The 25729-nt window shown below is 43.9% G+C and carries 18 protein-coding genes, 4 tRNA genes, 3 rRNA genes and 1 other annotated feature; of the genes, 19 read left to right on the top strand and 6 right to left on the bottom strand.

Features of this window, described 5'->3' with window-relative positions; genetic code table 11:
- The first annotated feature begins 133 nt into the window (after positions 1-133).
- Positions 134-2065 carry a murein transglycosylase gene (gene sltY / locus LDO37_RS15075; protein WP_126606216.1) on the top strand — a complete coding sequence of 644 codons (1932 nt, stop codon included), beginning with the start codon at positions 134-136 and terminating at the stop codon, positions 2063-2065.
- A gap of 122 nt (positions 2066-2187) precedes the next feature.
- Positions 2188-2490, top strand: coding sequence for a trp operon repressor (trpR, locus tag LDO37_RS15070; RefSeq protein WP_101112315.1), 303 nt, complete (start codon positions 2188-2190; stop codon positions 2488-2490).
- 47 nt (positions 2491-2537) lie between these two features.
- On the opposite strand, the gene yjjX is transcribed toward trpR, so the two are convergent.
- From yjjX to LDO37_RS15045, 5 genes are all read right to left on the bottom strand, one after another.
- A complete protein-coding gene (gene yjjX, locus LDO37_RS15065; protein ID WP_126606215.1) occupies positions 2538-3065 on the bottom strand; it encodes an inosine/xanthosine triphosphatase in 528 nt (175 codons plus the stop codon).
- 263 nt (positions 3066-3328) lie between these two features.
- Complete coding sequence (locus LDO37_RS15060) at positions 3329-5653, bottom strand: putative bifunctional diguanylate cyclase/phosphodiesterase (RefSeq protein WP_126606214.1); 2325 nt, start codon at positions 5651-5653, stop codon at positions 3329-3331.
- 245 nt (positions 5654-5898) lie between these two features.
- On the bottom strand, positions 5899-7068 hold the full coding sequence (gene pheA, locus LDO37_RS15055; RefSeq protein ID WP_126606213.1) for a prephenate dehydratase: 1170 nt from the start codon (positions 7066-7068) through the stop codon (positions 5899-5901).
- 15 nt (positions 7069-7083) lie between these two features.
- Positions 7084-7209 (bottom strand) — a sequence feature (Phe leader region).
- Positions 7210-7324: 115 nt separating this feature from the next.
- Positions 7325-7657 carry a ribosome hibernation-promoting factor, HPF/YfiA family gene (gene hpf / locus LDO37_RS15050; RefSeq protein WP_101112311.1) on the bottom strand — a complete coding sequence of 111 codons (333 nt, stop codon included), beginning with the start codon at positions 7655-7657 and terminating at the stop codon, positions 7325-7327.
- A 377-nt stretch (positions 7658-8034) separates the two neighbouring features.
- Positions 8035-8757: an outer membrane protein assembly factor BamD gene (locus tag LDO37_RS15045; protein WP_126606212.1), complete on the bottom strand. Its 723-nt coding sequence runs from the start codon at positions 8755-8757 to the stop codon at positions 8035-8037.
- Positions 8758-8893: 136 nt separating this feature from the next.
- Between LDO37_RS15045 and rluD the strand changes: the two genes are divergently transcribed.
- The 17 genes from rluD (at position 8894) to LDO37_RS14960 (ending at position 25431) form a co-directional block, all read left to right on the top strand.
- Positions 8894-9868 (top strand): 23S rRNA pseudouridine(1911/1915/1917) synthase RluD, encoded by a 975-nt coding sequence (gene rluD, locus LDO37_RS15040; RefSeq protein WP_126606211.1) that lies wholly within the window; start codon positions 8894-8896, stop codon positions 9866-9868.
- A gap of 1 nt (position 9869) precedes the next feature.
- Positions 9870-10595, top strand: a complete 726-nt coding sequence (gene pgeF / locus LDO37_RS15035; RefSeq protein ID WP_126606210.1) for a peptidoglycan editing factor PgeF — start codon at positions 9870-9872, stop codon at positions 10593-10595.
- A gap of 439 nt (positions 10596-11034) precedes the next feature.
- Positions 11035-13611, top strand: a complete 2577-nt coding sequence (gene clpB, locus LDO37_RS15030; protein WP_126606209.1) for an ATP-dependent chaperone ClpB — start codon at positions 11035-11037, stop codon at positions 13609-13611.
- A gap of 518 nt (positions 13612-14129) precedes the next feature.
- Positions 14130-15660: ribosomal RNA gene (locus LDO37_RS15025) — 16S ribosomal RNA — on the top strand.
- Positions 15661-15726: 66 nt separating this feature from the next.
- Positions 15727-15803: transfer RNA gene (locus LDO37_RS15020), tRNA-Ile, on the top strand.
- 37 nt (positions 15804-15840) lie between these two features.
- Positions 15841-15916, top strand: a tRNA-Ala gene (locus tag LDO37_RS15015).
- A 312-nt stretch (positions 15917-16228) separates the two neighbouring features.
- Positions 16229-19115, top strand: a 23S ribosomal RNA gene (locus LDO37_RS15010).
- Positions 19116-19259: 144 nt separating this feature from the next.
- Positions 19260-19375: ribosomal RNA gene (gene rrf / locus LDO37_RS15005) — 5S ribosomal RNA — on the top strand.
- The 16S, 23S and 5S rRNA genes sit together here with 4 tRNA genes alongside, the layout of an rRNA operon.
- An 88-nt stretch (positions 19376-19463) precedes the next feature.
- A tRNA-Asp gene (locus tag LDO37_RS15000) sits at positions 19464-19540 on the top strand.
- Between the two features lie 35 nt (positions 19541-19575).
- Positions 19576-19652: transfer RNA gene (locus LDO37_RS14995), tRNA-Trp, on the top strand.
- 490 nt (positions 19653-20142) lie between these two features.
- Positions 20143-20928 (top strand): DUF3450 domain-containing protein, encoded by a 786-nt coding sequence (locus tag LDO37_RS14990; RefSeq protein WP_126609866.1) that lies wholly within the window; start codon positions 20143-20145, stop codon positions 20926-20928.
- A 1-nt stretch (position 20929) separates the two neighbouring features.
- The gene (locus tag LDO37_RS14985; RefSeq protein WP_126609865.1) at positions 20930-22261 is read left to right on the top strand and encodes a MotA/TolQ/ExbB proton channel family protein; all 1332 of its coding nucleotides are present in this window, start codon (positions 20930-20932) and stop codon (positions 22259-22261) included.
- Between the two features lies 1 nt (position 22262).
- Positions 22263-22808 carry a MotA/TolQ/ExbB proton channel family protein gene (locus tag LDO37_RS14980; RefSeq protein WP_101110866.1) on the top strand — a complete coding sequence of 182 codons (546 nt, stop codon included), beginning with the start codon at positions 22263-22265 and terminating at the stop codon, positions 22806-22808.
- Positions 22805-23212, top strand: a complete 408-nt coding sequence (locus tag LDO37_RS14975; protein WP_101110865.1) for an ExbD/TolR family protein — start codon at positions 22805-22807, stop codon at positions 23210-23212. The genes LDO37_RS14980 and LDO37_RS14975 overlap by 4 nt, the downstream gene beginning before the upstream one ends.
- A gap of 9 nt (positions 23213-23221) precedes the next feature.
- A complete protein-coding gene (locus LDO37_RS14970; protein ID WP_126609864.1) occupies positions 23222-23836 on the top strand; it encodes an energy transducer TonB in 615 nt (204 codons plus the stop codon).
- Between the two features lie 2 nt (positions 23837-23838).
- The gene (locus LDO37_RS14965; RefSeq protein ID WP_224055253.1) at positions 23839-25044 is read left to right on the top strand and encodes a tetratricopeptide repeat protein; all 1206 of its coding nucleotides are present in this window, start codon (positions 23839-23841) and stop codon (positions 25042-25044) included.
- Between the two features lie 54 nt (positions 25045-25098).
- Positions 25099-25431: a DUF1904 domain-containing protein gene (locus LDO37_RS14960; RefSeq protein ID WP_126609862.1), complete on the top strand. Its 333-nt coding sequence runs from the start codon at positions 25099-25101 to the stop codon at positions 25429-25431.
- A gap of 43 nt (positions 25432-25474) precedes the next feature.
- On the opposite strand, the gene LDO37_RS14955 is transcribed toward LDO37_RS14960, so the two are convergent.
- The gene (locus LDO37_RS14955) at positions 25475-25729 is read right to left on the bottom strand and encodes a YfhL family 4Fe-4S dicluster ferredoxin (RefSeq protein ID WP_101110861.1); all 255 of its coding nucleotides are present in this window, start codon (positions 25727-25729) and stop codon (positions 25475-25477) included.

Below are 25729 nucleotides of genomic sequence, written 5' to 3'. Positions count from 1 at the left end.
ATCGGTGCCTTGCCTGAAAACCAAGCAATTCTCGCTGAACCTAACACCTTGAGGCAGCTTGAGTATATAGCTGAATTAAAATTGCCATGGATAAGCATTCATAAAGGCAAAGCTTTCAAAAGGACAGGTATTCATGCGAAACATTTCCCAGCGGATTTGTATGGCAACTTTCGGTTTACTATCTACGTTCTCGACCGTAGCAGAAGAAGGAAGTGCACTCGTACAACAAAGGCTGAAATACGAACTAGCTCAGAACTTACTCGATGCAAGAAAAGTGGATGACTATCATGCCATGCGCTCGGATATTGCCGACTATGTGTTAACTCCGTATACCGATTATCGAGCGTTTCTTGTCAATATTGGTGAACGCAGTATTGATGAAGTCAGCTATTTTCAAAAGCAGTTCTACACTCTTCCATTTTCAAAAAGAATCCGCGCGGCGTATTTGGATGGTTTGGCTAAGGAAAACGATTGGAAAACCATTTACCGTTATCAACTTACCGAGCCTCGTGGTGAAACATATCGATGCTACTACTATTATTCTCAGTTAAAGCACGGCGATAAAGCGGCAGCATTCGCTGGGGCTGAAAAATTATGGCTGAGTGGAAAGAGTGTTGTCTCAGCGTGTGATGATTTATTTGATGCTTGGGAAAAAGCGGGTAACAGAACTGACGACAAAATCCTCGATCGTATGGTGCTTGCCTATGAAGCTAGGCAGGGTCGAATGGTCACATACCTGAAAAAACTTCCGGATGATAAGAAAGCGCAGGCTGAAGCTGAGAAAATTGCCAAGCTTTATCAAAGTCCTGATGGTATTGGGAAGTTCGCCAAAAGATCCTACGTTACACCAAGGAATCGCAAGTTGTCTTGGCATGGCTATAGAAAGCTTGTTCGGACGGATACAGAAGAGGCGGTTAAGCAGTTAGATCTTGTCGTATCTGGTCAGAAACTAACGTCAGATCAAAGACAGCAACTGTCAGATTATACGGCGTTTCGCCTCATCAATACCGATTCTAGCGAGTTGATTGCGTGGCGTGACAAAGCTATCTCAACAACGAAAAACAGTGACTTGTTGGAAAGAAGGATTCGCTTAGCGCTCCAACACGCCGATTGGAAAGGCGTTGAAAAGTGGATTGAAAAGCTCCCATCAACAAAGAAAGAAGATCTTCGCTGGCAGTATTGGTTAGCAAGAGCAGAATTGGCGCAGGGACGAAATCAAGCTGGTGAACAACGATTAGAGTCGATATTAGGTCAACGCCATTTTTATAGTGTTGTAGCGGCTCAAACGTTAGGCACACCTATCAATTACGAAGTAAGTAAAAGCGAACCGGATGCCAACTTAACTAAGAAGTATCAAAAGACGCTGGATCGTGTCCATGAATTGATTGTGCTCGATAAAATTTCAGCGGCCAAAAGCGAATGGCAATGGCTGTTACAACGAAGCTCTAAGGAAGAAAAGCAAGCACTTGCACATTATGCTGCGATGCAGAAATGGTCACATTTAACAGTGAAAGCATCTATTGCCGCTAAAGCATGGGACGAAATACATTTGCGTTTCCCAATTGCTCACCGATGGTGGTTCGAATTTTATGGGGACAAATACAATATCGAGCCAATAACGTTAATGTCTCTTGCTCGTCAGGAAAGTGCCCTGGATGTTCAAGCTCGTTCTCCTGTCGGCGCGCGCGGTATCATGCAAATTATGCCAGCAACTGCAAAATATACAGCTCGAAAATTCGGTATCCCTTATAAAGTGCCAAGTGAACTCCATGATGTGAAAAAGAACATTGAAATTGGTAGTCAGTATCTTAGCTACCTTCTCGATCAATACGATGGAAACCGCATTTACGCACTAGCGGCATACAATGCTGGTCCTCATAGAGTGAAAAGGTGGCGTAAGAACAGCGATCAAAAGTTGGATGTGTTCGCGTTTATCGAAGCTATTCCATTTAGAGAAACTCGCGGTTATGTACAAAATATTTTGATGTTTGAATCTTATTACCGTTTCTTGAGTGGAACGAAAGGGGATTTTTTGACGAAAAATGAGCAGGAAGAGAAATACTAATTTGTCCGATAATTAAATCGCTTATATTAGAGTTATGCCCTCAGTACTTCATCTTTGAGGGTACTTGGGTATAAGCGATGTAGGGTATACAATATCTGGGATTGAGTAACAGAGAGAGTCTTATGTCACCAAAGCCAGAGTTTCAAAAGTGGCAAGATGTTATGGACTTGGTCGCCGAAGCTGCCGAACATGATAAGCATGGCATGCTTTTAACCATGTTAATGACGCCGGATGAAAGAGATGCGATTCAAGCCCGAGTGAACATTTTTAATGAATTGCTCAAAGGTAACTTATCCCAGCGCCAAATCAGCCAGATGTTGGGCGTAGGGATAGCGACAATTACGCGCGGTTCTAATGAGCTAAAAAACAAGTCAGATAACGATAAAGCCGTGCTAGAACAGTTACTCAAGAATACCCGCGAGTAAGGGGGACTCTAGAATGTGAAAAAGCAGCAACCTAGATTGCTGCTTTTTTATAGGTTGTCGGGAAACAGGTCTGGGTTGATAAACGGGATAAGAGCCAGAATTAATGCTTGGTGATATACCGAGCTCCTGGTGAGTGTATTTCCCGTAAGCAGGGCGATAGCGCCACCTTTTTGTTTGATGTTGTCCGTACCGAATGTTTTATCCATAACGTCACCTAATTCGATACCTTGATGTAACTGCCTCACAACCGTAGGGGGGAGAGGCAAGCTTGATGAGCGAGACTCGCCTCTTTTGTTTCCCGATTCTATGATCATCCACGCGAATGTGTCATTGCCTTCGTTACCTGCTTCTAAGCCGACATAAAATTCAGCCTGTGGCTTTTCAGCACGCGCATTTTTTACACGGTTGATAGCGCCAGATTTCGTTTCGCTATTGGACATGGGCTGGTCTGCTACTTCACTTGGAACTGAGATGCCTTCATATTCAAAACCTTCATTTGGAAGCGCTTCTTTGAAAGCACTCTTAACCGCATTAATTTTGGCAGGGTTTAATGACGCGATTATTACTTTTTTCATTGGGCTGCATTCCTTTAAATAGGTACCCAAGCTCTGATCTCGGGCGCTTGTATTCTACTTCATTTTATCGACATAGAGTTATAGAGCTTGAAAAGGGCTGGGTGTTTCGCTGCGCTAGTGCATCTTAAATACACTGAATCGAGCGGAAATCAAATGTGACGCTTTGAATCCTACATTTGAGGCAGCTTGGGGGGCTTGTGCGTGATTTTCGCGCTAATTCTAAGTTGGCGTTCGTGTAATTCAGTCCTTTACCAAAATAGTAACTATCGAGAGTTTAGCGCCGCTGTCCAGTCTTTAAGTCGCTCAATGGACATCGGCTGCCCAAAGTAAAAGCCCTGCATGTAATCGCAACCGCTTGAGTGCAACCATTGGTGCATATCACGATTTTCAACGCCTTCGGCTGTTACTGAAATGTCTTGCGAATGGCACAGTTCTATCAGTGGTTTAATGATGTGTTGCTTATTAGACTTCAGCATGGCGAGTAAAAACTCACGATCAAACTTTATTTTTTGAACCGGGTACTGAACCAATTGAGTGAACGACGTGTATCCCGAACCAAAATCGTCTATGGCTAATTGAAAACCTTGTGAAGACAGTTCGTGCAGCAAAGGATACCCCTGACTTCCTGCTGCAAATGTTTCTGTAATTTCAAAATCGACTTGTTCATAAGGGACGCGATATTGTTGCGCTTTTTGTTCTATAAATGTAGCTAGCTGACAGGAGTCGAGCTCAGCCGAAGAAAGGTTAATAGACAGTTGAACTTGGTTTTCAAACAAACTCTGCATTTGATGATAGCCAGAAAATGCTTTTTCAATTACCCATCTATCGATTACTTCAAACAAGCCAGTCTGTTCTGCCAAGGGTATAAATTCAGATGGGGAGACTTCACCAAGCGCACTGGAATGCCACCTTAGTAGTGCTTCGACTCCAACTACGTCTGTCCCTTCAGCATTCATATAGGGCATGTACACCAAAGAAAACTCATCTTGATAATCGGCACGACGTAATGCTCGCTCTATGCTGCTAATACGCTGGACTTCTTTATCCAGTGCTTTTGAGTAAAACGTATATTGGTTTTTTCCTGCTCGCTTAGCCTGATACATTGCTGTATCAGCGTTTGAGAGTAAATGTTCTATATTGTCACCGTCTGTAGGGTAGGTCGCAACACCAATACTGACTGTAATGGGGAGTGTACCAACTGGGGAGACAAAACCTGCCTGTAAGGGCTGAAGAATATTTTGGCAGAAATGATGAATTAAAGTGACGTCCAAATCAGCCCCACAAAGATACACAGCAAACTCATCTCCAGATAGTCGCGAAGACATGACTTTCACGCTGTGTTTCAACGACAAGCGCTCTTCTATCTGGGTAAGGTTTTTTGCAAACTGGACTAAAAGAGCATCTCCAATCTTATGTCCATACTTATCGTTTACAAACTTAAAGTTATCGAGATCGATGTAAAGGATACAGTGCTGTTCTTTCTGGTCTGTTGTATGGGCTAGAGTGAGTGCTTTCGCCACATGAGATTGAAAATAGCGACGGTTGGCCAATTTGGTTAATTGATCCATCTCAGCCAGTTGCTTTGTTTTTTGGTAGTTGTCCGCCAAGCTCTGGTACATTTCGTAAAATTTATGCGAGAGGTGACCGATTTCATCGTCGCTGTCTAGGCGTTGAATATTCGTCCGTTTGTGGCTTTCGACCTCTCGTAATTGCTTCGCTAGTCGGGTGATTGGGAATATAACGTATCGATAGAAAAGCAAAATAAGCAAAGATACGGTTATCAATGACGATAATCCAAAAGAAATTAGTAACTTAAATAAAATTTCACTGAGTTTGTTTTCAACCACGAAGCTAGAAGGGTCTAGCGTTGCCCAGCGGGTAGGAGAGAGCTGTACACTATGAGTCAACTCGCGAGTTTGCGTTGGTGGCTCTAATGCGTACGTGAGAACAGTTAAGTGCTCTCGCTCCAAAATGTGCCTTAAGTTGTCGTATTCCGTTGTTTCAATCATCGCGACAACAATGAAGTAATCTTCCGGAAGAATGCTTTGCTGTGGCGACGAGAATGTCACCTTATTGTATACATCATACTTTACTAATACGCCGCCAGCTTCCTTATTAAATAAGTATTCTGTTTGTGACCAGCGACCTGCAGTGACGCCTTCTTTCACAAATAGTGTGATTTTCTTATCTAGCCAAGAATAGGGATCAACCTGATTTTCTACATAAAAGAGCGTATTGAATTGCTTATCGAGTAACCCCAGAGCAGCAAAGTCACGATTGTGGACGGTGAGATCGGTTAATGTTTGGTGGAGGCTGCGGCTGAGTTCAAATTCTCGATAAGGGTTATTGGTGTCATTGAAAAAGCGTTCGAGTACGTTACTGTGGCTTAAGGTATAAGTGTAACTATTAAGGAAGTTCGCGGCTTGTCCGTAATGGCTGGCGAGCTTTTCCATATTGAGTTGTATCGAGCTTTTTTCTAATTTGATTAGAGCGTTATGTTGCCCTAAGTAAATGATGTAACTTGAAATAGCGGCACTGAGTACAACGACTGGGATTATGAGAAGTAGGGTTCGTTTGCTGAGCTTCATTCTATATACATACGTTCCATCAATGAATACGACTTACCCAAACTGAGGGAAAACAAGGATCTGGAGATTGGGTTTTCACGCAACGCGAATAGGTGAAAGTTACCTTAAAATAGGATCGTTGTAGTGTGAGAAATGACTTAACTTTAAGAATTGAGCGCTCTTCTGCGCTGAATAGGGTGGAAAATGGGAGTAAGCTCACCCTTTGTGTGGGAGTGAGCCACGTATAACCTGAGAGAGATTACCTGTTAACCCAAGGAGACTTGTGTTGCTTCTACATTTTCGATCGGGTAGCAGCCAAGCACTTTTAAATGAGTGGTCAGCTTTATAACTTCTGAAATAGCATTATTCATTTCTTCCGAGTCGAGATGCGCTTCTAGATCGATATAGAACATTTCTTCCCAAGGGTTACCCATTATAGGGCGCGACTCCAATTTGGTCATATTGATGCCATATCGCTGCAAGACTAAGAGAGTCTCGACAAGCGAACCTGCTTGCTGCGATGTCGACATGATCAACGTTGTCTTTGCAGGGATCTGGGTAGACACTTCAACCGGTTTGCGCGCAACCACAATAAAACGCGTGTGGTTTTCGGTTTGATTGGCAATATTGCCTTGAATGGACTGCAAGCCATACAGTTTCCCACTAGAAGCATTACCAATAGCCGCGACATCTTTTCTGTCTAAATCTTTCACTTTCTGCATTGCATCCGCAGTGCTGACACAAGACTCCAAGGTGACACCATTTAAGTGAGAGAGAAACTCACTGCATTGCTGATGAGGTTGTGGATGTGAGTAAAGCGTTTTTATATCTTCGATTCGAACGTCAGAAGTAGCGACAAGGCAATGCTCAATTGGAAGAGTCAGTTCACCGACGATATACAGCGTAGTATGCTGCAGGAGATCGTAGACTTCGTTTATTGAACCTGAGCTTGTGTTTTCAATTGGGAGAACACCGTAGTCAGCATGACCAGACTCAACGGTAGAAGCGATTTCTTTGAAATGTTCGCAATTCAGCTCAATGAGTTCAGTATTTTTACGGCTAAAATACTGGTGGCTTGCTAAATGCGAATATGAGCCTCTTGCACCAAGAAACGCTACGCGAGCTAATGGTTTCCTGCTCTCACCTGGATTTACTAGGTTTTGTAAGTATGCCTGTTGCAGCAATACTGAGTCTTCAATAATGGTATGAAAAATCTTAGTGATGTATGGGGCATCTAATTGATACTTATCTTTACCATTATTAATCAGCTTTACGAGTAGTTGTTGCTCGCGTTTGGCGTCGCGTACAGGCTTTGATGTTTCAACTTTGCTTTTTGCTACTTCGATACTGAGTTCACGCCTTTCCGATAGCAATTTTAGAAGCTGATCATCCAGCTCGTTAAGGCGCGATCTTATACCGTCCAGTCTGTCTGTCATTTTGTTATTATCCTTATAAAAAAAGCCCCCCAATTTTGGGAGGCTTTCTGTTCGTTTTTGACTTTTCTTTTAGTAAACGACTTCTGCCCCCCAATTCAGGAGATAAAAAAGAAGTCAAAAAAGAACAGGGTGATTGTTTGCATATTTACTGTTGTTTGGTGGGTGTTTATACACAATAAGCAATGCAGCTATATATCGTCAAGTAAAAAAATGGCGCCGTTTGGCGCCATTAAGTAAGACTAAAATAAAGATAGTGTTATTCGGTTTCTTCCAACTCAGGTTTGTTGGAATGGCTAGCTCTACGAGCTTCTGGCTTATGACGCAGTTTGTTCAGCTGACGTTCTAGTTTTTGTTCGGCTTCATTGACTGCAATGTATAAGTCTTCATTTGTAGCTGAAGCGATGAGTTGTCCTTTTGGTACTGAGATGATCGCTTCAATCTTCATTTGTTTGTTCGGCTCTTCACTGATGGTTGCTTGGCAACCAATAAACTCAACTTGCCACTTTTCTAGCTTTTTGAATTTACCTTCAATGTGATTGCGGATGGCAGAGGTGATGTCGATGTTTTTACCAGTGATGTTTACTTTCATATTGTTTTTCCTCTGTTTCGTCCCTCATTGGGTTAACTCCAGATTACTTATCCGGCTTGAAAAGAATGTGATCTAAATCAATATTTTTAATGGAGTAATTCGATTTGGATACGAATGTGATCTCAGACAAAACCTAGATGGAATTCTGAAAAAAAGACTTGTTGAACGGGGAAAAATGTTTAAATTGGTAAGGGTAAGCACGCTAGAAATACTCTATTTTTAGGGGGCAAATACGACTCAACAAAGACGACCGTCTAAAGTTTGCTCGCTAAGTATTTGTGATGCTAATCACATCAATATATCCCGTTTCCTCCAATTGATTTATTTGAAAATAAAAAAGCAGCCGAAGCTGCTTTTCTGTCTGCATTTAGGAAAACCTAAACAGGGTTAAGACTGATCAATTTCTCAGTTCGTTCTATCGCATCTTCCAAACCAAGCATTTTGTATGCCTCTAGCTGGATGGCGAGAGATTTACGTGCTGCTTCTGTGTCTGGAAAAGTCTTTTGGAGTTCCTGACATCGATTAATGGCGGCAATCCAAGCTTCGCGTCTTAGATAAAAATCGGCGGTTGCTAAATCATACTCTGCCAAGCGATTCTTAAGGGAGAACATGCGTTGCTGCGCATCTTCAGCGTAAGGGCTACCTGGGTATCGTTGAAGTAGACGTTTGAAATCATTGAATGCTGATTTCACTGGCTCTGGGTCTCTATCTGAACGATCAACATTAAATAAATCGTGCATGTTGTTTCTATCTTGAGCCATGTGCGTCAAACCGCGCATATAGAGGACCCAGTCAGACTTTTCATGCGTCGGGTTGAGTCGAGTGAATCGAGATATCGTGGCTAAGCCAAGTGCCAAATCATTATTCTTATAGTACGCGTAGATCAGATCCAGTTGTACTTGTTCAGAATAGGGACCAAAAGGATAGCGTGAATCTAACGCCTCTAATTTATCAATTGCGGTACGCCAATGACCTACTTGGAGCGATAACTTCGCATCAGAATACAAATTTGCTGGTGGCAAATCAGGCACAACGTCTCTGTTAGAGCATCCAACCAGAAGCCCCAAAGCCAATAAGCCTGATAATGTATGCTTTTTCATGTCCGCACTTTGTTCCTTACATTAAATATTTCTTGGTGTCCGTTACTTTCGTTCGGTTAACGGATACAATGACGCAATTCTATTATTTTATCCATACTAGTGGGTATTAGTCTCACGGTTTTTAAAAAAGTTCGATATGGCTCAGCAGATTGAATTAACAAGTACAGTAAAAGACAGCCAATTGGGTCAACGCCTAGATCAGGCTGTCGCCGAATTATTCACCGATTTTTCTCGCTCACGCTTAAAAGAGTGGCTTTTGGGAGGCAAAATCCAAGTCAATGGTGAGGTTATAACGAAGCCTCGCGTAAAAGTCATGGGGGGCGAAGAAATTGTCCTTCAAGCAGAACTGGAAGATGAGGAGCGTTGGGAAGCTCAAGATATTCCCCTAGACATTATCTATGAGGACGATGACATCATCGTTATCAATAAGCCTAGAGATTTTGTTGTTCACCCTGGTGCAGGTACACCTGACGGAACGGTTTTGAATGCGCTTCTGCATCATTATCCTGATATCGCAGAAGTACCGCGTGCAGGCATTGTTCATCGTCTAGATAAAGATACAACAGGTCTAATGGTCGTTGCGAAAACGGTACCCGCTCAAACGCGTTTGGTCCGTGCTTTGCAGAAAAGAAATATTACTCGTGAATATGAAGCCATTGCAATTGGTCGAATGACGGCGGGTGGTATGATTGAAAAAGGCATTGGTCGTCACTCTACTAAGAGAACATTGATGGCCGTGAGTGAACTAGGAAAACCTGCGGTTACACATTACCGTGTGGCAGAGCATTTCCGTGAACACACTCGTATCCGGCTCCGTTTGGAAACGGGCCGTACACACCAGATTCGTGTTCATATGTCCTACTTACAACATCCTTTGCTAGGAGATATTGCGTACGGTGGTCGGGCTAGAATTCCAAAAGGTGCATCAGATGAGCTGACGGATATGATCCGTGGATTTGATCGACAAGCCCTTCACGCTGTGATGCTTCGATTTGCTCACCCTACAACCAAAGAAGAATTGGAGTTTCATGCTCCTGTTCCAGATGACATGGTTAAAATGGCAGAAGCTCTGCGCTTGGATGCAAAAGAAAACCCGCTAGACGATTATTGATATGAAGTGGATTTATCCGAATTGGGATGCACCCAAAAATGTGAAAGCGATTAGCTCCACGCGCTTGGGAGGTGTATCTCAAGGTTCTTACGCTGGTTTGAATCTTGGGACACACGTGGGTGATGAAAGCGACCTTGTTGCTGAAAATCGTTCTCGCTTAATGACGGCATCCGGTATGCCTTCAGCTCCAATTTGGTTAAATCAAATTCATTCTACCCATGTCGTGTCAATGGTTTCCGCTTCGGAGGAAATCATTAGTGCGGATGGAACATTTACCACTCAGCCTAATATTGTTTGTTCCGCCATGACAGCAGATTGTTTGCCTGTATTACTAACGGACACGAAGGGTACACAGATCGCGGCAGTTCACGCTGGATGGCGTGGTTTGGCTGGTGGGATCTTAGAAAAAGCACTACAAAATTTTTCTGGAGACGTAATGGCTTGGTTAGGGCCTGCTATAGGTCAGGCTGCGTTTGAAGTTGGGGAGGATGTTGTTGAAGCGTTTACTTCTGTAAACGATCGAGCTATCTGCGCTTTCGAACAAGGTCAAAATTCAGGGAAATGGTTTGCAAACATGAGTATGCTTGCCACTCAGCGCCTCAATTCAGAAGGGGTATCACTGGTTTACGATAGTGGGCAGTGTACATTCAGTGACCCTCACTTATTTTATTCTTATCGACGTGATGGCGTTACTGGTCGTCAATCCAGTTTTATTTGGTTGGAATAGTTCTCCTCCTATACAAAACTATGTATACCCAAATGACCTCAAAATGCAGGATTCAGAGCCTCATAGTCTGTTCCAGTTCAAGGAGAAGGACGCAGTGGAATGACGAGTCCTTTCCAAGTTCTTTGACGATGAAATGGAACAGAATATGGGCTCCCAAGGGCGAGTTTAACTGGCTTTCATACTTCGTTACCGATTCTTGATTTAGAATAACTATATCTTCAAATCGATGCCTTGCCTGAAAGCCAGTTAACTCTCGCTGAACCTAGCATCTTGAGGTTACTTGGGTATATATCGTGAATAGGCTCATCTATATCTGTTCTTTTTAGTGAATTCTTTGGGTTCAGTAGGAATATATACTTAGTTCCTCCCCTTGAAATTGTAGTATGGCGTACCTATCTCCTAACCTAGTTAAAGAACATTAAAAAGGTTGGAGGTTGTTATGCGTCTTGATCGATTCACCAGCAAATTTCAGGTTGCTATTTCTGACGCACAATCCTTAGCGCTAGGGCGCGATCATCAATATATAGAGCCAGTTCATCTATTAGTTTCGCTTCTAAATCAAGATGGCAGTGCCATAAGACCTTTGCTGACTATGCTGAATGTCGACGTTGTACAGTTGCGTTCAAAATTAAGCGAGATGATGGATCGTTTGCCAAAAGTCAGTGGTATTGGTGGCGATGTTCAATTGTCTTCTGCCATGGGCACACTATTCAACATGTGTGACAAGGTTGCTCAGAAGCGCCAAGATGCTTATATCTCATCTGAAATCTTCTTATTGGCTGCCATTGAAGATAAAGGTCCACTTGGCATATTACTTAAAGAGTTGGGATTAACAGAAGCTAAGATTTCAGAAGCCATCGAAAAAGTACGTGGCGGGCAGAAAGTGGACGATCCTAATGCTGAAGACAAACGCCAAGCGCTCGAAAAATTTACCATAGATTTAACCGAGCGAGCAGAGCAGGGCAAGTTAGACCCTGTGATTGGTCGTGATGATGAAATCCGTCGTACCATTCAAGTACTGCAGCGCCGCACAAAAAATAACCCTGTCATTATTGGTGAGCCTGGCGTAGGTAAAACAGCCATTGTCGAAGGTTTGGCTCAACGCATTATCAACAATGAAGTACCAGAGGGGCTTAGAGGTCGTCGAGTTTTATCCTTGGATATGGGGTCATTGGTCGCGGGTGCAAAATATCGAGGGGAATTTGAAGAGCGTTTGAAATCCGTTTTGAATGAATTATCGAAAGAAGAAGGTAATGTCATTCTATTTATAGATGAACTTCATACGATGGTTGGAGCGGGTAAAGGTGAAGGCTCTATGGATGCCGGCAATATGCTAAAACCGGCATTGGCGAGAGGAGAGCTTCATTGCGTCGGCGCGACAACTCTAGATGAATACCGCCAATACATCGAAAAAGATCCCGCCTTAGAACGTCGCTTTCAAAAAGTATTGGTAGATGAACCGTCGGTTGAAGATACTGTGGCGATATTACGTGGTCTTAAAGAGCGCTATGAATTACACCATCACGTCGAAATTACAGATCCAGCAATTGTTGCTGCAGCGGGTTTATCACACCGATACGTATCAGACCGCCAATTGCCTGATAAAGCTATTGACTTGATCGATGAAGCAGCTTCAAGCATCAGAATGCAAATAGACTCGAAGCCGGAATCTCTAGATAAACTTGAACGCAAGATCATCCAGCTAAAAATCGAGCAACAAGCTCTAGTGAATGAACATGATGATGCGAGTTCTAAACGCCTAAAAGCACTCAACAGTGAATTGGAAGTAAAAGAGCGTGATTACGCGGAACTAGAAGAAATTTGGAAAGCAGAAAAAGCAGCACTTTCTGGCACACAGCATATTAAAAGCGAACTCGAACAAGCTCGGATGGATATGGATTTTGCAAGAAGGGCTGGCGATTTAAATCGGATGTCTGAACTGCAATATGGGCGAATTCCTGAATTAGAAAAGCAGTTAGATCTCGCGACTCAAGCTGAAATGCAAGAGATGACTTTGCTTAAAAACAAAGTGTCGGATGCTGAAATAGCAGAGGTGCTTTCGAAACAAACGGGTATACCCGTTTCCAAAATGCTTGAAGCAGAAAAAGAAAAGCTGCTCCGCATGGAAGAGGTACTGCATAAGCGCGTTATTGGTCAGCAAGAAGCGGTTGAGGTTGTATCGAATGCCATAAGAAGAAGCCGAGCAGGGCTTTCTGATCCCAATAAACCGATCGGTTCTTTCCTATTCCTAGGACCAACAGGAGTCGGCAAAACTGAACTTTGTAAAACATTGGCGAGCTTTATGTTCGATAGTGAAGATGCCATGGTACGCATCGATATGTCCGAGTTTATGGAGAAGCACTCTCTTGCACGTTTAGTCGGAGCACCTCCTGGTTACGTTGGGTATGAAGAGGGTGGCTATTTAACAGAAGCTGTGCGTCGTAAACCTTACTCGGTCATTCTGCTTGATGAGGTGGAAAAAGCGCACCCTGATGTTTTCAACATCCTCTTGCAAGTTTTAGACGATGGGCGGTTAACAGATGGGCAGGGTCGAACGGTTGATTTTCGTAATACCGTAGTGATCATGACGTCTAATCTTGGCTCATCTCGTATTCAGGAAAACTTTGCCACTCTAGATTATGAAGGAATCAAAAATGAAGTGATGGAGGTTGTAGGCAAACACTTCCGTCCTGAGTTTTTAAATAGAGTGGATGAAAGTGTCGTGTTCCATCCTTTAGGGAAAGCACACATAAAGTCTATCGCATCTATACAGTTATTAAGGCTTGGAAACCGTATGGCTGAAAAAGGTTATGAGTTGGAAGTATCAGATAAAGCGCTAGATCTGATTTCTGAGGTAGGTTTTGATCCAGTCTTTGGTGCAAGGCCACTTAAGCGCGCGATTCAGCAAAGTGTCGAAAACCCATTAGCAAAAGCCATTCTTGCAGGGAAAGTGAATCCCGATAAGAAGGTACAGTTACTTGTAAACAAAGATAGAATCATTGCTCATCAAGCTTAAGATAAAATTGGTGAGTTAATAAAAGAGGGGTTTTCCCCTCTTTTTGCTTACATATAGCCCACTATGGTGTGATTCTGAGCAATCAAACGGTTAACATCATTTTTTTTTGATTTTGTACTTGCGCGTTGAAACGAAGTCCCTATAATGCCGCCTCGTTGTCACGGATTAATCGAGATATTAAGAGTGACAGCAAGACGGAATAACTGAGTTGAAAAAAGTGTTTGACACAACAACTTAAGTAGCTAAAATGTCCGTCCGCTTTGAGAAGAACATTCGAAAAAGCAACGCTCTTTAACAATATAGACCTATCAATCTGTGTGGGCACTCGTTGATGATAATCCAAATAGATACTTCGGTATCAATTTAGGTTTCAATGAACTGAGTGACCAATCGATGATAGCTTTCTTTAGAAAGCAATCATTGGCACAGTCAATTCATTATCGTTCTGTTGGAACGATAATAGCTTTAAATTACATACGTAGTTTGAAGTCAGTATTCATTGAGCCGAACAAAATCTTAAATTGAAGAGTTTGATCATGGCTCAGATTGAACGCTGGCGGCAGGCCTAACACATGCAAGTCGAGCGGAAACGAGAATAGCTTGCTATTCGGCGTCGAGCGGCGGACGGGTGAGTAATGCCTGGGAAATTGCCCTGATGTGGGGGATAACCATTGGAAACGATGGCTAATACCGCATAACGCCTTCGGGCCAAAGAGGGGGACCTTCGGGCCTCTCGCGTCAGGATATGCCCAGGTGGGATTAGCTAGTTGGTGAGGTAAAGGCTCACCAAGGCGACGATCCCTAGCTGGTCTGAGAGGATGATCAGCCACACTGGAACTGAGACACGGTCCAGACTCCTACGGGAGGCAGCAGTGGGGAATATTGCACAATGGGCGCAAGCCTGATGCAGCCATGCCGCGTGTATGAAGAAGGCCTTCGGGTTGTAAAGTACTTTCAGCAGTGAGGAAGGGTGTGAAGTTAATAGCTTCCTATCTTGACGTTAGCTGCAGAAGAAGCACCGGCTAACTCCGTGCCAGCAGCCGCGGTAATACGGAGGGTGCGAGCGTTAATCGGAATTACTGGGCGTAAAGCGCATGCAGGTGGTTTGTTAAGTCAGATGTGAAAGCCTGGGCTCAACCTCGGAACCGCATTTGAAACTGGCAGGCTAGAGTACTGTAGAGGGGGTAGAATTTCAGGTGTAGCGGTGAAATGCGTAGAGATCTGAAGGAATACCAGTGGCGAAGGCGTACCCTGGACAGATACTGACACTCAGATGCGAAAGCGTGGGGAGCAAACAGGATTAGATACCCTGGTAGTCCACGCCGTAAACGATGTCTACTTGGAGGTTGTGGTACTTGAGCCGTGGCTTTCGGAGCTAACGCGTTAAGTAGACCGCCTGGGGAGTACGGTCGCAAGATTAAAACTCAAATGAATTGACGGGTATCGCACAAGCGGTGGAGCATGTGGTTTAATTCGATGCAACGCGAAGAACCTTACCTACTCTTGACATCCATAGAACTTAGCAGAGATGCTTTGGTGCCTTCGGGAACTATGAGACAGGTGCTGCATGGCTGTCGTCAGCTCGTGTTGTGAAATGTTGGGTTAAGTCCCGCAACGAGCGCAACCCTTATCCTTGTTTGCCAGCACGTAATGGTGGGAACTCCAGGGAGACTGCCGGTGATAAACCGGAGGAAGGTGGGGACGACGTCAAGTCATCATACTCTTACGAGTAGGGGCTACACACGTGCTACAATGGCGCATACAGAGGGCGGCCAACCAGCGATGGTGAGCGAATCCCAAAAAGTGCGTCGTAGTCCGGATTGGAGTCTGCAACTCGACTCCATGAAGTCGGAATCGCTAGTAATCGTGGATCAGAATGCCACGGTGAATACGTTCCTATACACACCGCCCGTCACACCATGGGAGTGGGCTGCAAAAGAAGTAGGTAGTTTAACCTTCGGGGGGACGCTTACCACTTTGTGGTTCATGACTGGGGTGAAGTCGTAACAAGGTAGCCCTAGGGGAACCTGGGGCTGGATCACCTCCTTATACGATGATTATCGTGATGAGTACCCACACAGATTGATACGGTTTATAACAGTTAAGAGTAATGTTGGGTCTGTAGCTCAGCTGGTTAGAGCGCTCGCCTGATAAGCGGGAGGTCGGTGGTTCAAGTCCACTCAGACCCACCAATCTTGCCAAAAGCAAGATTCCAGCAACATTATTGATGGGGCTATAGCTCAGCTGGGAGAGCGCCTGCCTTGCACGCAGGAGGTCAGCAGTTCGATCCTGCTTAGCTCCACCATCTTTAAGTATTTTCTTAATACAGAATATTTAGAAATGGTTCTTAACGAATCACGCTCTTTAACAATTTGGAAAGCTGACGAATAACAACAATCCCCTTATCTTCGGATAAGCGTTGTTATTCAAATTAAAAGTTCTCAAATCCTAGATGACTTGTTCATTTAGGTACCAACACACATTCAAGTGTTCTTGGGTTTTCACGAAAGTGAAAACATATTTGAGTCCGGCAAAATCGAAGTGTTGTCTCGCTCATAATAAAGAGACAACGATAAACCTTGGTTGTTTGCCATACAGAAACCTTTTGGGGTTGTATGGTTAAGTGACTAAGCGTACACGGTGGATGCCTTGGCAGTCAGAGGCGACGAAGGACGTATTAACTTGCGATAAGCGTAGATTAGGCAGTAAAAGCCACTTGAGTCTACGATTTCCGAATGGGGAAACCCACTTACATAAGTAAGTATCCTGTTGTGAATACATAGCAGCAGGAGGCAAACTGGGGGAACTGAAACATCTAAGTACCCCGAGGAAGAGAAATCAACCGAGATCCCGAAAGTAGCGGCGAGCGAAATTGGGTTAGCCCTTAAGCTTTTTGTGCGTCAGGTGAAGTCTCTGGAAAGGGACGCGATACAGGGTGATAGCCCCGTAACCGACAACGCACATTGAGTGAAATCGAGTAAGGCGGGACACGTGATATCCTGTCTGAATATGGGGGGACCATCCTCCAAGGCTAAATACTACTGACTGACCGATAGTGAACCAGTACCGTGAGGGAAAGGCGAAAAGAACCCCTGTGAGGGGAGTGAAATAGAACCTGAAACCGTGTACGTACAAGCAGTAGGAGCACCTTTGTGGTGTGACTGCGTACCTTTTGTATAATGGGTCAGCGACTTATATTCAGTGGCAAGGTTAACCGTTTAGGGGAGCCGTAGGGAAACCGAGTCTTAACTGGGCGTTCAGTCTCTGGATATAGACCCGAAACCAGGTGATCTAGCCATGGGCAGGTTGAAGGTTGAGTAACATCAACTGGAGGACCGAACCGACTAATGTTGAAAAATTAGCGGATGACTTGTGGCTAGGGGTGAAAGGCTACCAATCAAACCTGGAGATAGCTGGTTCTCCCCGAAAGCTATTTAGGTAGCGCCTCGGACGAATACTACTGGGGGTAGAGCACTGTTAAGGCTAGGGGGTCATCCCGACTTACCAACCCTTTGCAAACTCCGAATACCAGTAAGTACTATCCGGGAGACACACGGCGGGTGCTAACGTCCGTCGTGGAGAGGGAAACAACCCAGACCGCCAGCTAAGGTCCCAAATTACTACTAAGTGGGAAACGATGTGGGAAGGCTCAGACAGCCAGGATGTTGGCTTAGAAGCAGCCATCATTTAAAGAAAGCGTAATAGCTCACTGGTCGAGTCGGTGCGCGGAAGATGTAACGGGGCTAAGTAGTAAACCGAAGCTGCGGCTGCAATCTTTTGATTGCGGGGTAGGGGAGCGTTCTGTAAGCCGTTGAAGGTGGTCTGTAAGGGCTGCTGGAGGTATCAGAAGTGCGAATGCTGACATGAGTAACGATAAAGGGAGTGAAAAACTCCCTCGCCGGAAGACCAAGGGTTCCTGTCCAACGTTAATCGGGGCAGGGTAAGTCGACCCCTAAGGCGAGGCTGAAAAGCGTAGTCGATGGGAAACGGGTTAATATTCCCGTACTTCTTACAATTGCGATGGGGGGACGGAGAAGGCTAAGTGGCCGCGATGGTTGTCCAGGTTCAAGTGCGTAGGCTGATGGTTTAGGTAAATCCGGACCGTCATTAAGGCTGAGACACGACGTCGAGCTGCTACGGCAGTGAAGTCATTGATGCCATGCTTCCAGGAAAAGCCTCTAAGCTTCAGATTGTAAGGAATCGTACCCCAAACCGACACAGGTGGTCGGGTAGAGAATACCAAGGCGCTTGAGAGAACTCGGGTGAAGGAACTAGGCAAAATGGTACCGTAACTTCGGGAGAAGGTACGCTCTTGACGGTGAAGTCCCTCGCGGATGGAGCTATTAGGAGTCGCAGATACCAGGTGGCTGCAACTGTTTATTAAAAACACAGCACTGTGCAAAATCGTAAGATGACGTATACGGTGTGACGCCTGCCCGGTGCCGGAAGGTTAATTGATGGGGTTAGTCTTCGGACGAAGCTCTTGATCGAAGCCCCGGTAAACGGCGGCCGTAACTATAACGGTCCTAAGGTAGCGAAATTCCTTGTCGGGTAAGTTCCGACCTGCACGAATGGCGTAATGATGCCACGCTGTCTCCACCCGAGACTCAGTGAAATTGAAATCGCTGTGAAGATGCAGTGTACCCGCGGCTAGACGGAAAGACCCCGTGAACCTTTACTACAGCTTGGCACTGAACATTGAACCTACATGTGTAGGATAGGTGGGAGGCTTTGAAACCATGTCGCTAGATATGGTGGAGCCGTCCTTGAAATACCACCCTTGTAGCTTTGATGTTCTAACTTACCCCATTATCTGGGGTGAGGACAGTGCCTGGTGGGTAGTTTGACTGGGGCGGTCTCCTCCCAAAGAGTAACGGAGGAGCACGAAGGTGGGCTAAACACGGTTGGACATCGTGTGGTTAGTGCAATGGCATAAGCCCGCTTGACTGCGAGAATGACAATTCGAGCAGGTGCGAAAGCAGGTCATAGTGATCCGGTGGTTCTGAATGGAAGGTACATCGCTCAACGGATAAAAGGTACTCCGGGGATAACAGGCTGATACCGCCCAAGAGTTCATATCGACGGCGGTGTTTGGCACCTCGATGTCGGCTCATCACATCCTGGGGCTGAAGTCGGTCCCAAGGGTATGGCTGTTCGCCATTTAAAGTGGTACGCGAGCTGGGTTTAGAACGTCGTGAGACAGTTCGGTCCCTATCTGCCGTGGGCGTTGGAAGATTGAAGGGGGCTGCTCCTAGTACGAGAGGACCGGAGTGGACGAACCTCTGGTGTTCGGGTTGTCATGCCAATGGCATTGCCCGGTAGCTAAGTTCGGAATCGATAACCGCTGAAAGCATCTAAGCGGGAAGCGAGCCCTGAGATGAGTCTTCCCTGATACTTTAAGTATCCTAAAGGGTTGTTCGAGACCAGAACGTTGATAGGCAGGGTGTGTAAGCGTTGTGAGGCGTTGAGCTAACCTGTACTAATTGCCCGTGAGGCTTAACCATACAACACCCAAGGGGTTTTGCGCAGAAATTGTTCCAGACAATTTCCTGCACTTCCTACATCCATGTAGGTCGTGGACTCAGATAAGAACAGATTGAATGTGTAAGAACCAGAACTTAAAAACAGCTTTCCAGATTAAGAATTTGCTTGGCGACCATAGCGTTGTGGACCCACCTGACTCCATGCCGAACTCAGAAGTGAAACGCAATAGCGCCGATGGTAGTGTGGGGTTTCCCCATGTGAGAGTAGGACATCGCCGTTTCCTTGTTTTCAGATTTTGAAAAATCTGAAGGCAAAACTAAATAAAGCAATCTAACCATAAGACTTTATTTAGTAAGAGATACCACTGCGGAGTGGTAGTTCAGTTGGTTAGAATACCGGCCTGTCACGCCGGGGGTCGCGGGTTCGAGTCCCGTCCACTCCGCCACTTATTCGAGTGTCGACTCATAAAATACGAATTACAGGGGTGTAGCTCCAATTGGCAGAGCAGCGGATTCCAAATCCGCGTGTTGGGAGTTCGAATCTCTCCACCCCTGCCATATTTGAAAGCCTCGTCGAAAGACGAGGCTTTTTTGTACCTATTGATTTCTCAATTTTGGAAACTGCTAGCTAAGGTACTGTTCGATCCAATCAGCCTTCTCGCATACCTACTTCGTTCTCTTTGCTATATACATAAACATGAGTCGATAGCAGAGTTTTTTTGTCTACTGCTTTATTTATCTGAATTACCAACCGAGTTAAACCCATACACTAAAGGTTTCTTGCCCATTAGACGATTATGCTGTTAAGTCGTAATCGGCTTGAACTAAAAATGTTAAGAATCTCGATAATTTACATTTAGAATCTTATCAAATGTAAAAGATAAGAAAGTTAATGAAAATTATTCCCATCTTTGATTTAATATTCGCCTTAATTGCTATACATCGATTTTGAAACTAGGCGACCTTATTAGGTAGTATCTTAAGTTTCAAAACGTTGTTCATTCATACCACATGTGCTTGGCGATACGGATTCGCCTGAGAATTACTAATGAAAGAGATAGTTTCTAAAGGGGCAAAAACTCTAGTTGTGATAGTCGCAGCTATGGGAATACCTAATACTTTGTATGCTGATGACTTGGATAAAGCCAGAGCAATTGAAAAGAAAACCAATAAGGTTATTCAAAAAGCTCAATCGAACGTAGATGCTAACGTCGAGGCGTCATTTACTCTTCAATCCGAGATAGAGCAATTAGAAACTCAAATAGATAACCTAACTCTTTATAGAGATCATTTGACTAAATTGGTCTCTAGTCAAACTTCAGAATTAGTTAGCTTGGAACAACAGCTAAATGATATTGAAGATACTCGCCAAGGTATTGTTCCTCTCATGTATCGAATGATTGATGGGTTAGATTCCATTATTAGTCAGGATGTTCCTTTGCGAAAAGTAACACGTCAGAAGCGATTGGAAGATATTAGACTCTTGATGGGGCGAGCTGATATAGCTGAAGCAGAGAAGTACAGAAGAATTCTTGAAGCCTACCAAATAGAAATAGATTATGGGACCAAGTTAGGGGCCTATCCTGCCGAAATTCAATTCGAAGGCACCACTCGTCAAGTTGAGCAATTGTATTTCGGTCGAGTAAGTCTTGTTGCGAGAAGTCTAGATCATAAGCAATTTTGGGTATGGCGCCAAGAAAGCAAAACTTGGAATGAGCTATCTAAAGACAAAGGGTTGGAAGTAAACAAAGCTTTTGCTATGGCTGCAAAACAGCAGGCTCCTTCAGTAGTTACATTACCTCTTTCAATTAGTTCTATAGAGAAGGGGCTGTAGTATGAAATATGTTCTGAATACATTAGGCCTTATTGCAGCCATTGTTACTTTCTCTTCATTCGCTGAACAAAGCCTTTCCCAAATCGACAATAGTGCAAATAAGGTTTACCAAGCTGAACGCGCACACAATGCTACGCGTGTTCAGCTAACAAAAGAGCAAAAAATAGAATTGGCGAACAAGAAAGCGCAATTAGAAAAAGCGTTAGCCGAACTAGAAAAAGAAAATACCCAACTTAGTGAGCAGTTTAGTGTCAATGAACGACTGCTGTCAGAAAAAGAAAAACAGCTGCAAATTGAAACAGGTAGCTTAGGTGAATTATTTGGTGTTGTAAGGCAGTCTGCTAAAGAAGTAAAACAAGACTACCAAAATTCACTTATTACAGATGCTGACGAACAGTTGATTCTTGTGGAAAGAGTGATCAGTACAGATGCGCTACCTTCGTTAAAAATGCTGGAAGATTTTTGGTTATCAGCATCATTTAAAATTCAAGAGAGCGGACAATTAAGCAAAGTTACGGTTCCTTTTGTTAACGGAGACGGTACGCATTCAGATCAAGCCGCTATTAGGTTAGGTGATATGGCTTTGATTTCAAGCCTGGGCTACTTGAAATGGGATTCAAAAAACAAGTTTTCAACGGCGTATCAGGCGCTTCCTAAAGATGCTTCAACGAGTTCAGATGTTACTGCTGGTGCCGATATTCTTTTAGATCCCACTCGCGGTCTGTTGCTTGAACAATATGCAAACCAACCAAATTTGAAACAACGAATTGAGCAAGGTGGGGTGGTAGGTAAGATAATCATTGCGCTTTTGGCTTCTGGTTTATTGATTGCCTTGTTCAGAGGAACTGTTTTACTGATAACTCAAGCTCGAATTTCTCAACAGCTTAAAAAACCAGAACAGCCAGGAAACAACCCAATGGGGAGAATTCTCCAGGCATTTGATAATGACAAGCAGCAGTCAATCGATGCTATAGAGCTTCGATTACTAGAAAGAATACTTGATGAACAGCATGGACTAGAGAAAGGGCTTTCAATGCTTAAGTTGATGGCCGCACTAGCTCCAATGCTAGGTTTACTCGGTACCGTAACGGGCATGATTGAAACTTTCCAAGTGATAACGCAGTTTGGCAATAGTGATCCGAAAGTGATGGCTGGCGGGATCTCTATGGCACTGGTTACCACTGTGATGGGACTTGTTGCTGCGATGCCTCTACTACTTGCTCATAATTTCCTTTCAAGTAGAGCGGAAGCAATCAAAGATACTCTTGAAAAGCAAGGCGTGAGTATAGTCGCTCAACGAGCAGAGTCTGAGCAAATGGCTGAGGCTGCTTAAAATGATCGAAAACTTAGCACTGGTTTACCAGCAAACAGAAGTCAATACATTGGCTGAGTTTATGGCGAAAGGTGGACAAGTACTCTGGTGGTTGGCTGGTGTGGTTTTTTTATGTTGGTTATTGATTGTTGAACGTATTATTTTCTTTAGCTTTAGTTTTGGGAAGCAAAAGAGAAGCTGGATCGAAGCATGGCAAAAGCGTGAAGACCATCAGTCGTGGTATGCATTAGCGCAAAAAAATGGCGTGATGCAGAAAGCCAATTTACAGCTGAATCAGCATTTAGATTTTATCAAGGCTCTTGTTAGTTTATGTCCTATGTTGGGATTACTTGGCACAGTAACAGGAATGATAGCTGTCTTTGATTTAATGGCACTGGCTGGTAGTAGCGAACCAAAATTGATGGCATCTGGTATATCGATGGCTACCCTTCCAACTATGGCTGGTATGGTCGCAGCATTAGCGGGTATGTTTGCCCACTCAAGGCTTGTAAAAATGGCAAATAAAAAAGCACTGAAACTCGAACAACAATTAAGGAGTGGCGAATGAGGTTAGTTCGTCCAACAAAAGCAAAGGAAGATGCAACGGTCGATTTGACTTCCATGCTGGATATCGTATTTATCATGCTTATATTTTTCATCGTGACTAGTTCGTTTGTGAAAGAGTCTGGTGTTGAAGTTAATCGCCCGCAAGCGGCTCACGCAAGTAGCCAGAAAGACGCTGGGATATTTATCGCTATTACGGCTTCTAATGACGTCTACATCGATAAGCGAAGAGTGGACGTTGAACGAGTTCAGGCTGTTTTGGAAACAGTTCTACTTGATAAGCCAGATGCCAGCTTAGTTATTCAGGCAGATAAGCATTCATACAATGGCACAGTTGTTGAGGTGATGGATGCTGCGAAGGGGGCTGGTGTCGATAAGATCGCGCTGGCTACCGAAGACAAAAGGTAAGTATGTTTCATGAAAAGATTGTTACTTGCCTTACCGTTAGCGTTTGTTATTGCTTCTTCGTTATTCTATTTTATGGCTTGGATGGTAAGTAGCCAAAAAGGGAAGCTCGAAGAATCGAAACCAGCGGTAATGTTTGATTTGGTAATGCAAGAACCTGAAGCAAATGTTCAGCGCCGACAGAGGCAATTACCTGATCCACCAAAGTTGCCGGATCAACCGAAACCATTGCCAACTTCAACCCCTAATGTAACTCAAACGCAGATGCCTCAAATGTTGTCGGCACCTAAATTGGCTTTGGCTAACTTAGGCGTAGCGATTTCTATGCCTTCTCTCGATGGGATTGGTCAAGACCAACAAGCTTTACCTCTCTATCGTGTCGAACCTAGATACCCGCCTAGAGCTCAAAAACGTCGCATGGAAGGGTATGTCATATTGAGCTTCACAATTGATGAACAGGGGCGTCCAGAAGATATTAATTTATTAGAAGTTCATCCAAACAAAATTTTTGTTCGTGAAGCTATGAATGCACTTAAGCGATGGAAGTATCAGCCAAAACTTGAGGGTGGCAAAGCGGTTAAGCAGTTGAACCAAAGAGTGAAGATAGAATTTAAAATGAGCAAATAACCATGAAGCGAATTTTTTCAATACTGTTAGGTGTTTTGCTAATTGTTACGAACATGAATGTTCACGCGGACAAGTTATCTAGCTACGCGGGTAAAAAACTTCATAAAGCCAGTCAGTTACAGCAGGAAGATAAGCTAGATGAAGCCATCTCTCTGATGGAAAACATGGATTTGAAGTCTGATTATGACAAAGCATTCGCCAATAGAATTTTAGGTGTTTATTACTGGCAGTCTGAAAAGGCAAGCAAGGCCATCGTAGCGCTGAATAAGTCCGTTGATGTAAAAGCACTGCAACCTAAAGAACAATGGAAAACAAGGCAAATGCTCGCCGACATACAGTTCTCCGAGCAGAAATTTAATGATGCTAATAGAAACTACTTAACACTTTTAAAAAATGATTATCCTACTTCTGACAGTAGCGAGAAAAATCAATTAGCTAAAGATAAAAATGATATTCAGCTTCGTATGTCCATGGCTTATTATCAGCAGCAAAATTGGAAGTCGTCATTAAGCCGTATAAAACGCTATCAACCTCGTGATACTAAGGAAACGCTACAAGCACTTAAAATTCGAGTTGTATCTGAACTTCAGCTAGAAAAATGGAAAGATGCTGAAAAAACCGTTGGTAGGATAATTCGATTCGAACCCAATCAAAAGTCGTGGTGGCAGCAACTTATTTCTACTCAGCTTCAGCAAGGAAAACAACGCAGTGCTTTGGAAAGTTATGCGTTAAGTAAACTTCAAGGAATACGACTAACGCAGAGCGAGTACGTTGTTTTGGCACAGCTTTATGGGCAACATAGAATGCCAGAGAAAGCTGCACGCATACTTAAAGAGATGTTTAACGAGTACCCTAAATCCCAAAGCGAAAAACATTTGAAGCTACAGGCAAATTATTGGCAAATAGCGAAAGAATGGAATAAAGCTATCAATGGATGGCAACGAGTAGCCAGTATGAATCCCAAATACCATTGGCGCCTTGCACAACTTTTGATCCAACAGTCTCGCTACAAACAAGCGTTGGGAATAATTGATAAAGCTAAACCCTACGCAAATCGAAATGATTTCTCGATGGCAAAGATACGGCTGTTGTACAAACTGAATCGATATCAAGATGCGTTAGCTGAAGCTAAAAGGCTGGATGAAAAGGTTCCATCCAGCGCTGCTAAGGGGTGGGTAAGCTACCTAAGCAATAAGGTTTCTTCCTAACAAACTTTACCAAGCGTGATATGCTTTCGCTCAAATTACAAAAGGAAGCATGTCATGCCACATCTACGTTATAGAGCTGTAGAGCCTCAAACAGTCCAATCTTTATCAGAAACACTGATAGAAGATCTTCAGCCTTTAATGGATTGCCCAAAAGAAGACTTCACATTTGAGTACATCTATACCACATTTTTCCACAGTGGAAATGTCGACCCAGCCTACCCATTTGTGGAGGTATTGTGGTTTGACCGAGGCCAGGACATTCAAGATAAAGTGGCTATGGTATTAACAGATGAAGTCCGTAAGGTTGTAGGGAAGGACGTGGACGTTGCTGTAATATTTACAGCACTGACTGCGACTCAATACTATGACAATGGTAAGCATTATTAATGCTCGAACGAATTGAAAAAGTCCTGGGAATTCCCAGGACTTTTTATGCTAGACCTTGAATAATGACAAACTTTTCTAACAGCTGTTCATCAGTCTCAATATTATTGGGATCCGTGATGATACATTTTGTTATTGGACATACCGACTGACAAGTCGGCTTCTCATAATGACCTTTGCACTCAGTACATAAATTTGGGTCAATTTCGTAAATGCTGTCTCCCATTGTAATTGCCCCATTTGGGCACTCGGGATCGCACATGTCGCAATTGATGCAGCTGTCTTTAATCAGCAGTGCCAT

The sequence above is a fragment of the Vibrio penaeicida genome (assembly GCF_019977755.1).
In the GTDB taxonomy this organism is placed as follows: Bacteria; Pseudomonadota; Gammaproteobacteria; order Enterobacterales; family Vibrionaceae; genus Vibrio; species Vibrio penaeicida.
This window is presented reverse-complemented; position numbering and strand designations above follow the sequence as displayed.

What these genes read in the sequence shown, in the direction of transcription:
- sltY (WP_126606216.1), top strand. Translation starts at nt 134, where the DNA reads ATGCGAAACATTTCCCAGCGGATTTGTATGGCAACTTTCGGTTTACTA.
- trpR (WP_101112315.1), top strand. Translation starts at nt 2,188, where the DNA reads ATGTCACCAAAGCCAGAGTTTCAAAAGTGGCAAGATGTTATGGACTTG.
- yjjX (WP_126606215.1), bottom strand. Translation starts at nt 3,065, where the DNA reads ATGAAAAAAGTAATAATCGCGTCATTAAACCCTGCCAAAATTAATGCG.
- LDO37_RS15060 (WP_126606214.1), bottom strand. Translation starts at nt 5,653, where the DNA reads ATGAAGCTCAGCAAACGAACCCTACTTCTCATAATCCCAGTCGTTGTA.
- pheA (WP_126606213.1), bottom strand. Translation starts at nt 7,068, where the DNA reads ATGACAGACAGACTGGACGGTATAAGATCGCGCCTTAACGAGCTGGAT.
- hpf (WP_101112311.1), bottom strand. Translation starts at nt 7,657, where the DNA reads ATGAAAGTAAACATCACTGGTAAAAACATCGACATCACCTCTGCCATC.
- LDO37_RS15045 (WP_126606212.1), bottom strand. Translation starts at nt 8,757, where the DNA reads ATGAAAAAGCATACATTATCAGGCTTATTGGCTTTGGGGCTTCTGGTT.
- rluD (WP_126606211.1), top strand. Translation starts at nt 8,894, where the DNA reads ATGGCTCAGCAGATTGAATTAACAAGTACAGTAAAAGACAGCCAATTG.
- pgeF (WP_126606210.1), top strand. Translation starts at nt 9,870, where the DNA reads ATGAAGTGGATTTATCCGAATTGGGATGCACCCAAAAATGTGAAAGCG.
- clpB (WP_126606209.1), top strand. Translation starts at nt 11,035, where the DNA reads ATGCGTCTTGATCGATTCACCAGCAAATTTCAGGTTGCTATTTCTGAC.
- LDO37_RS14990 (WP_126609866.1), top strand. Translation starts at nt 20,143, where the DNA reads ATGAAAGAGATAGTTTCTAAAGGGGCAAAAACTCTAGTTGTGATAGTC.
- LDO37_RS14985 (WP_126609865.1), top strand. Translation starts at nt 20,930, where the DNA reads ATGAAATATGTTCTGAATACATTAGGCCTTATTGCAGCCATTGTTACT.
- LDO37_RS14980 (WP_101110866.1), top strand. Translation starts at nt 22,263, where the DNA reads ATGATCGAAAACTTAGCACTGGTTTACCAGCAAACAGAAGTCAATACA.
- LDO37_RS14975 (WP_101110865.1), top strand. Translation starts at nt 22,805, where the DNA reads ATGAGGTTAGTTCGTCCAACAAAAGCAAAGGAAGATGCAACGGTCGAT.
- LDO37_RS14970 (WP_126609864.1), top strand. Translation starts at nt 23,222, where the DNA reads ATGAAAAGATTGTTACTTGCCTTACCGTTAGCGTTTGTTATTGCTTCT.
- LDO37_RS14965 (WP_224055253.1), top strand. Translation starts at nt 23,839, where the DNA reads ATGAAGCGAATTTTTTCAATACTGTTAGGTGTTTTGCTAATTGTTACG.
- LDO37_RS14960 (WP_126609862.1), top strand. Translation starts at nt 25,099, where the DNA reads ATGCCACATCTACGTTATAGAGCTGTAGAGCCTCAAACAGTCCAATCT.
- LDO37_RS14955 (WP_101110861.1), bottom strand. Translation starts at nt 25,729, where the DNA reads ATGGCACTGCTGATTAAAGACAGCTGCATCAATTGCGACATGTGCGAT.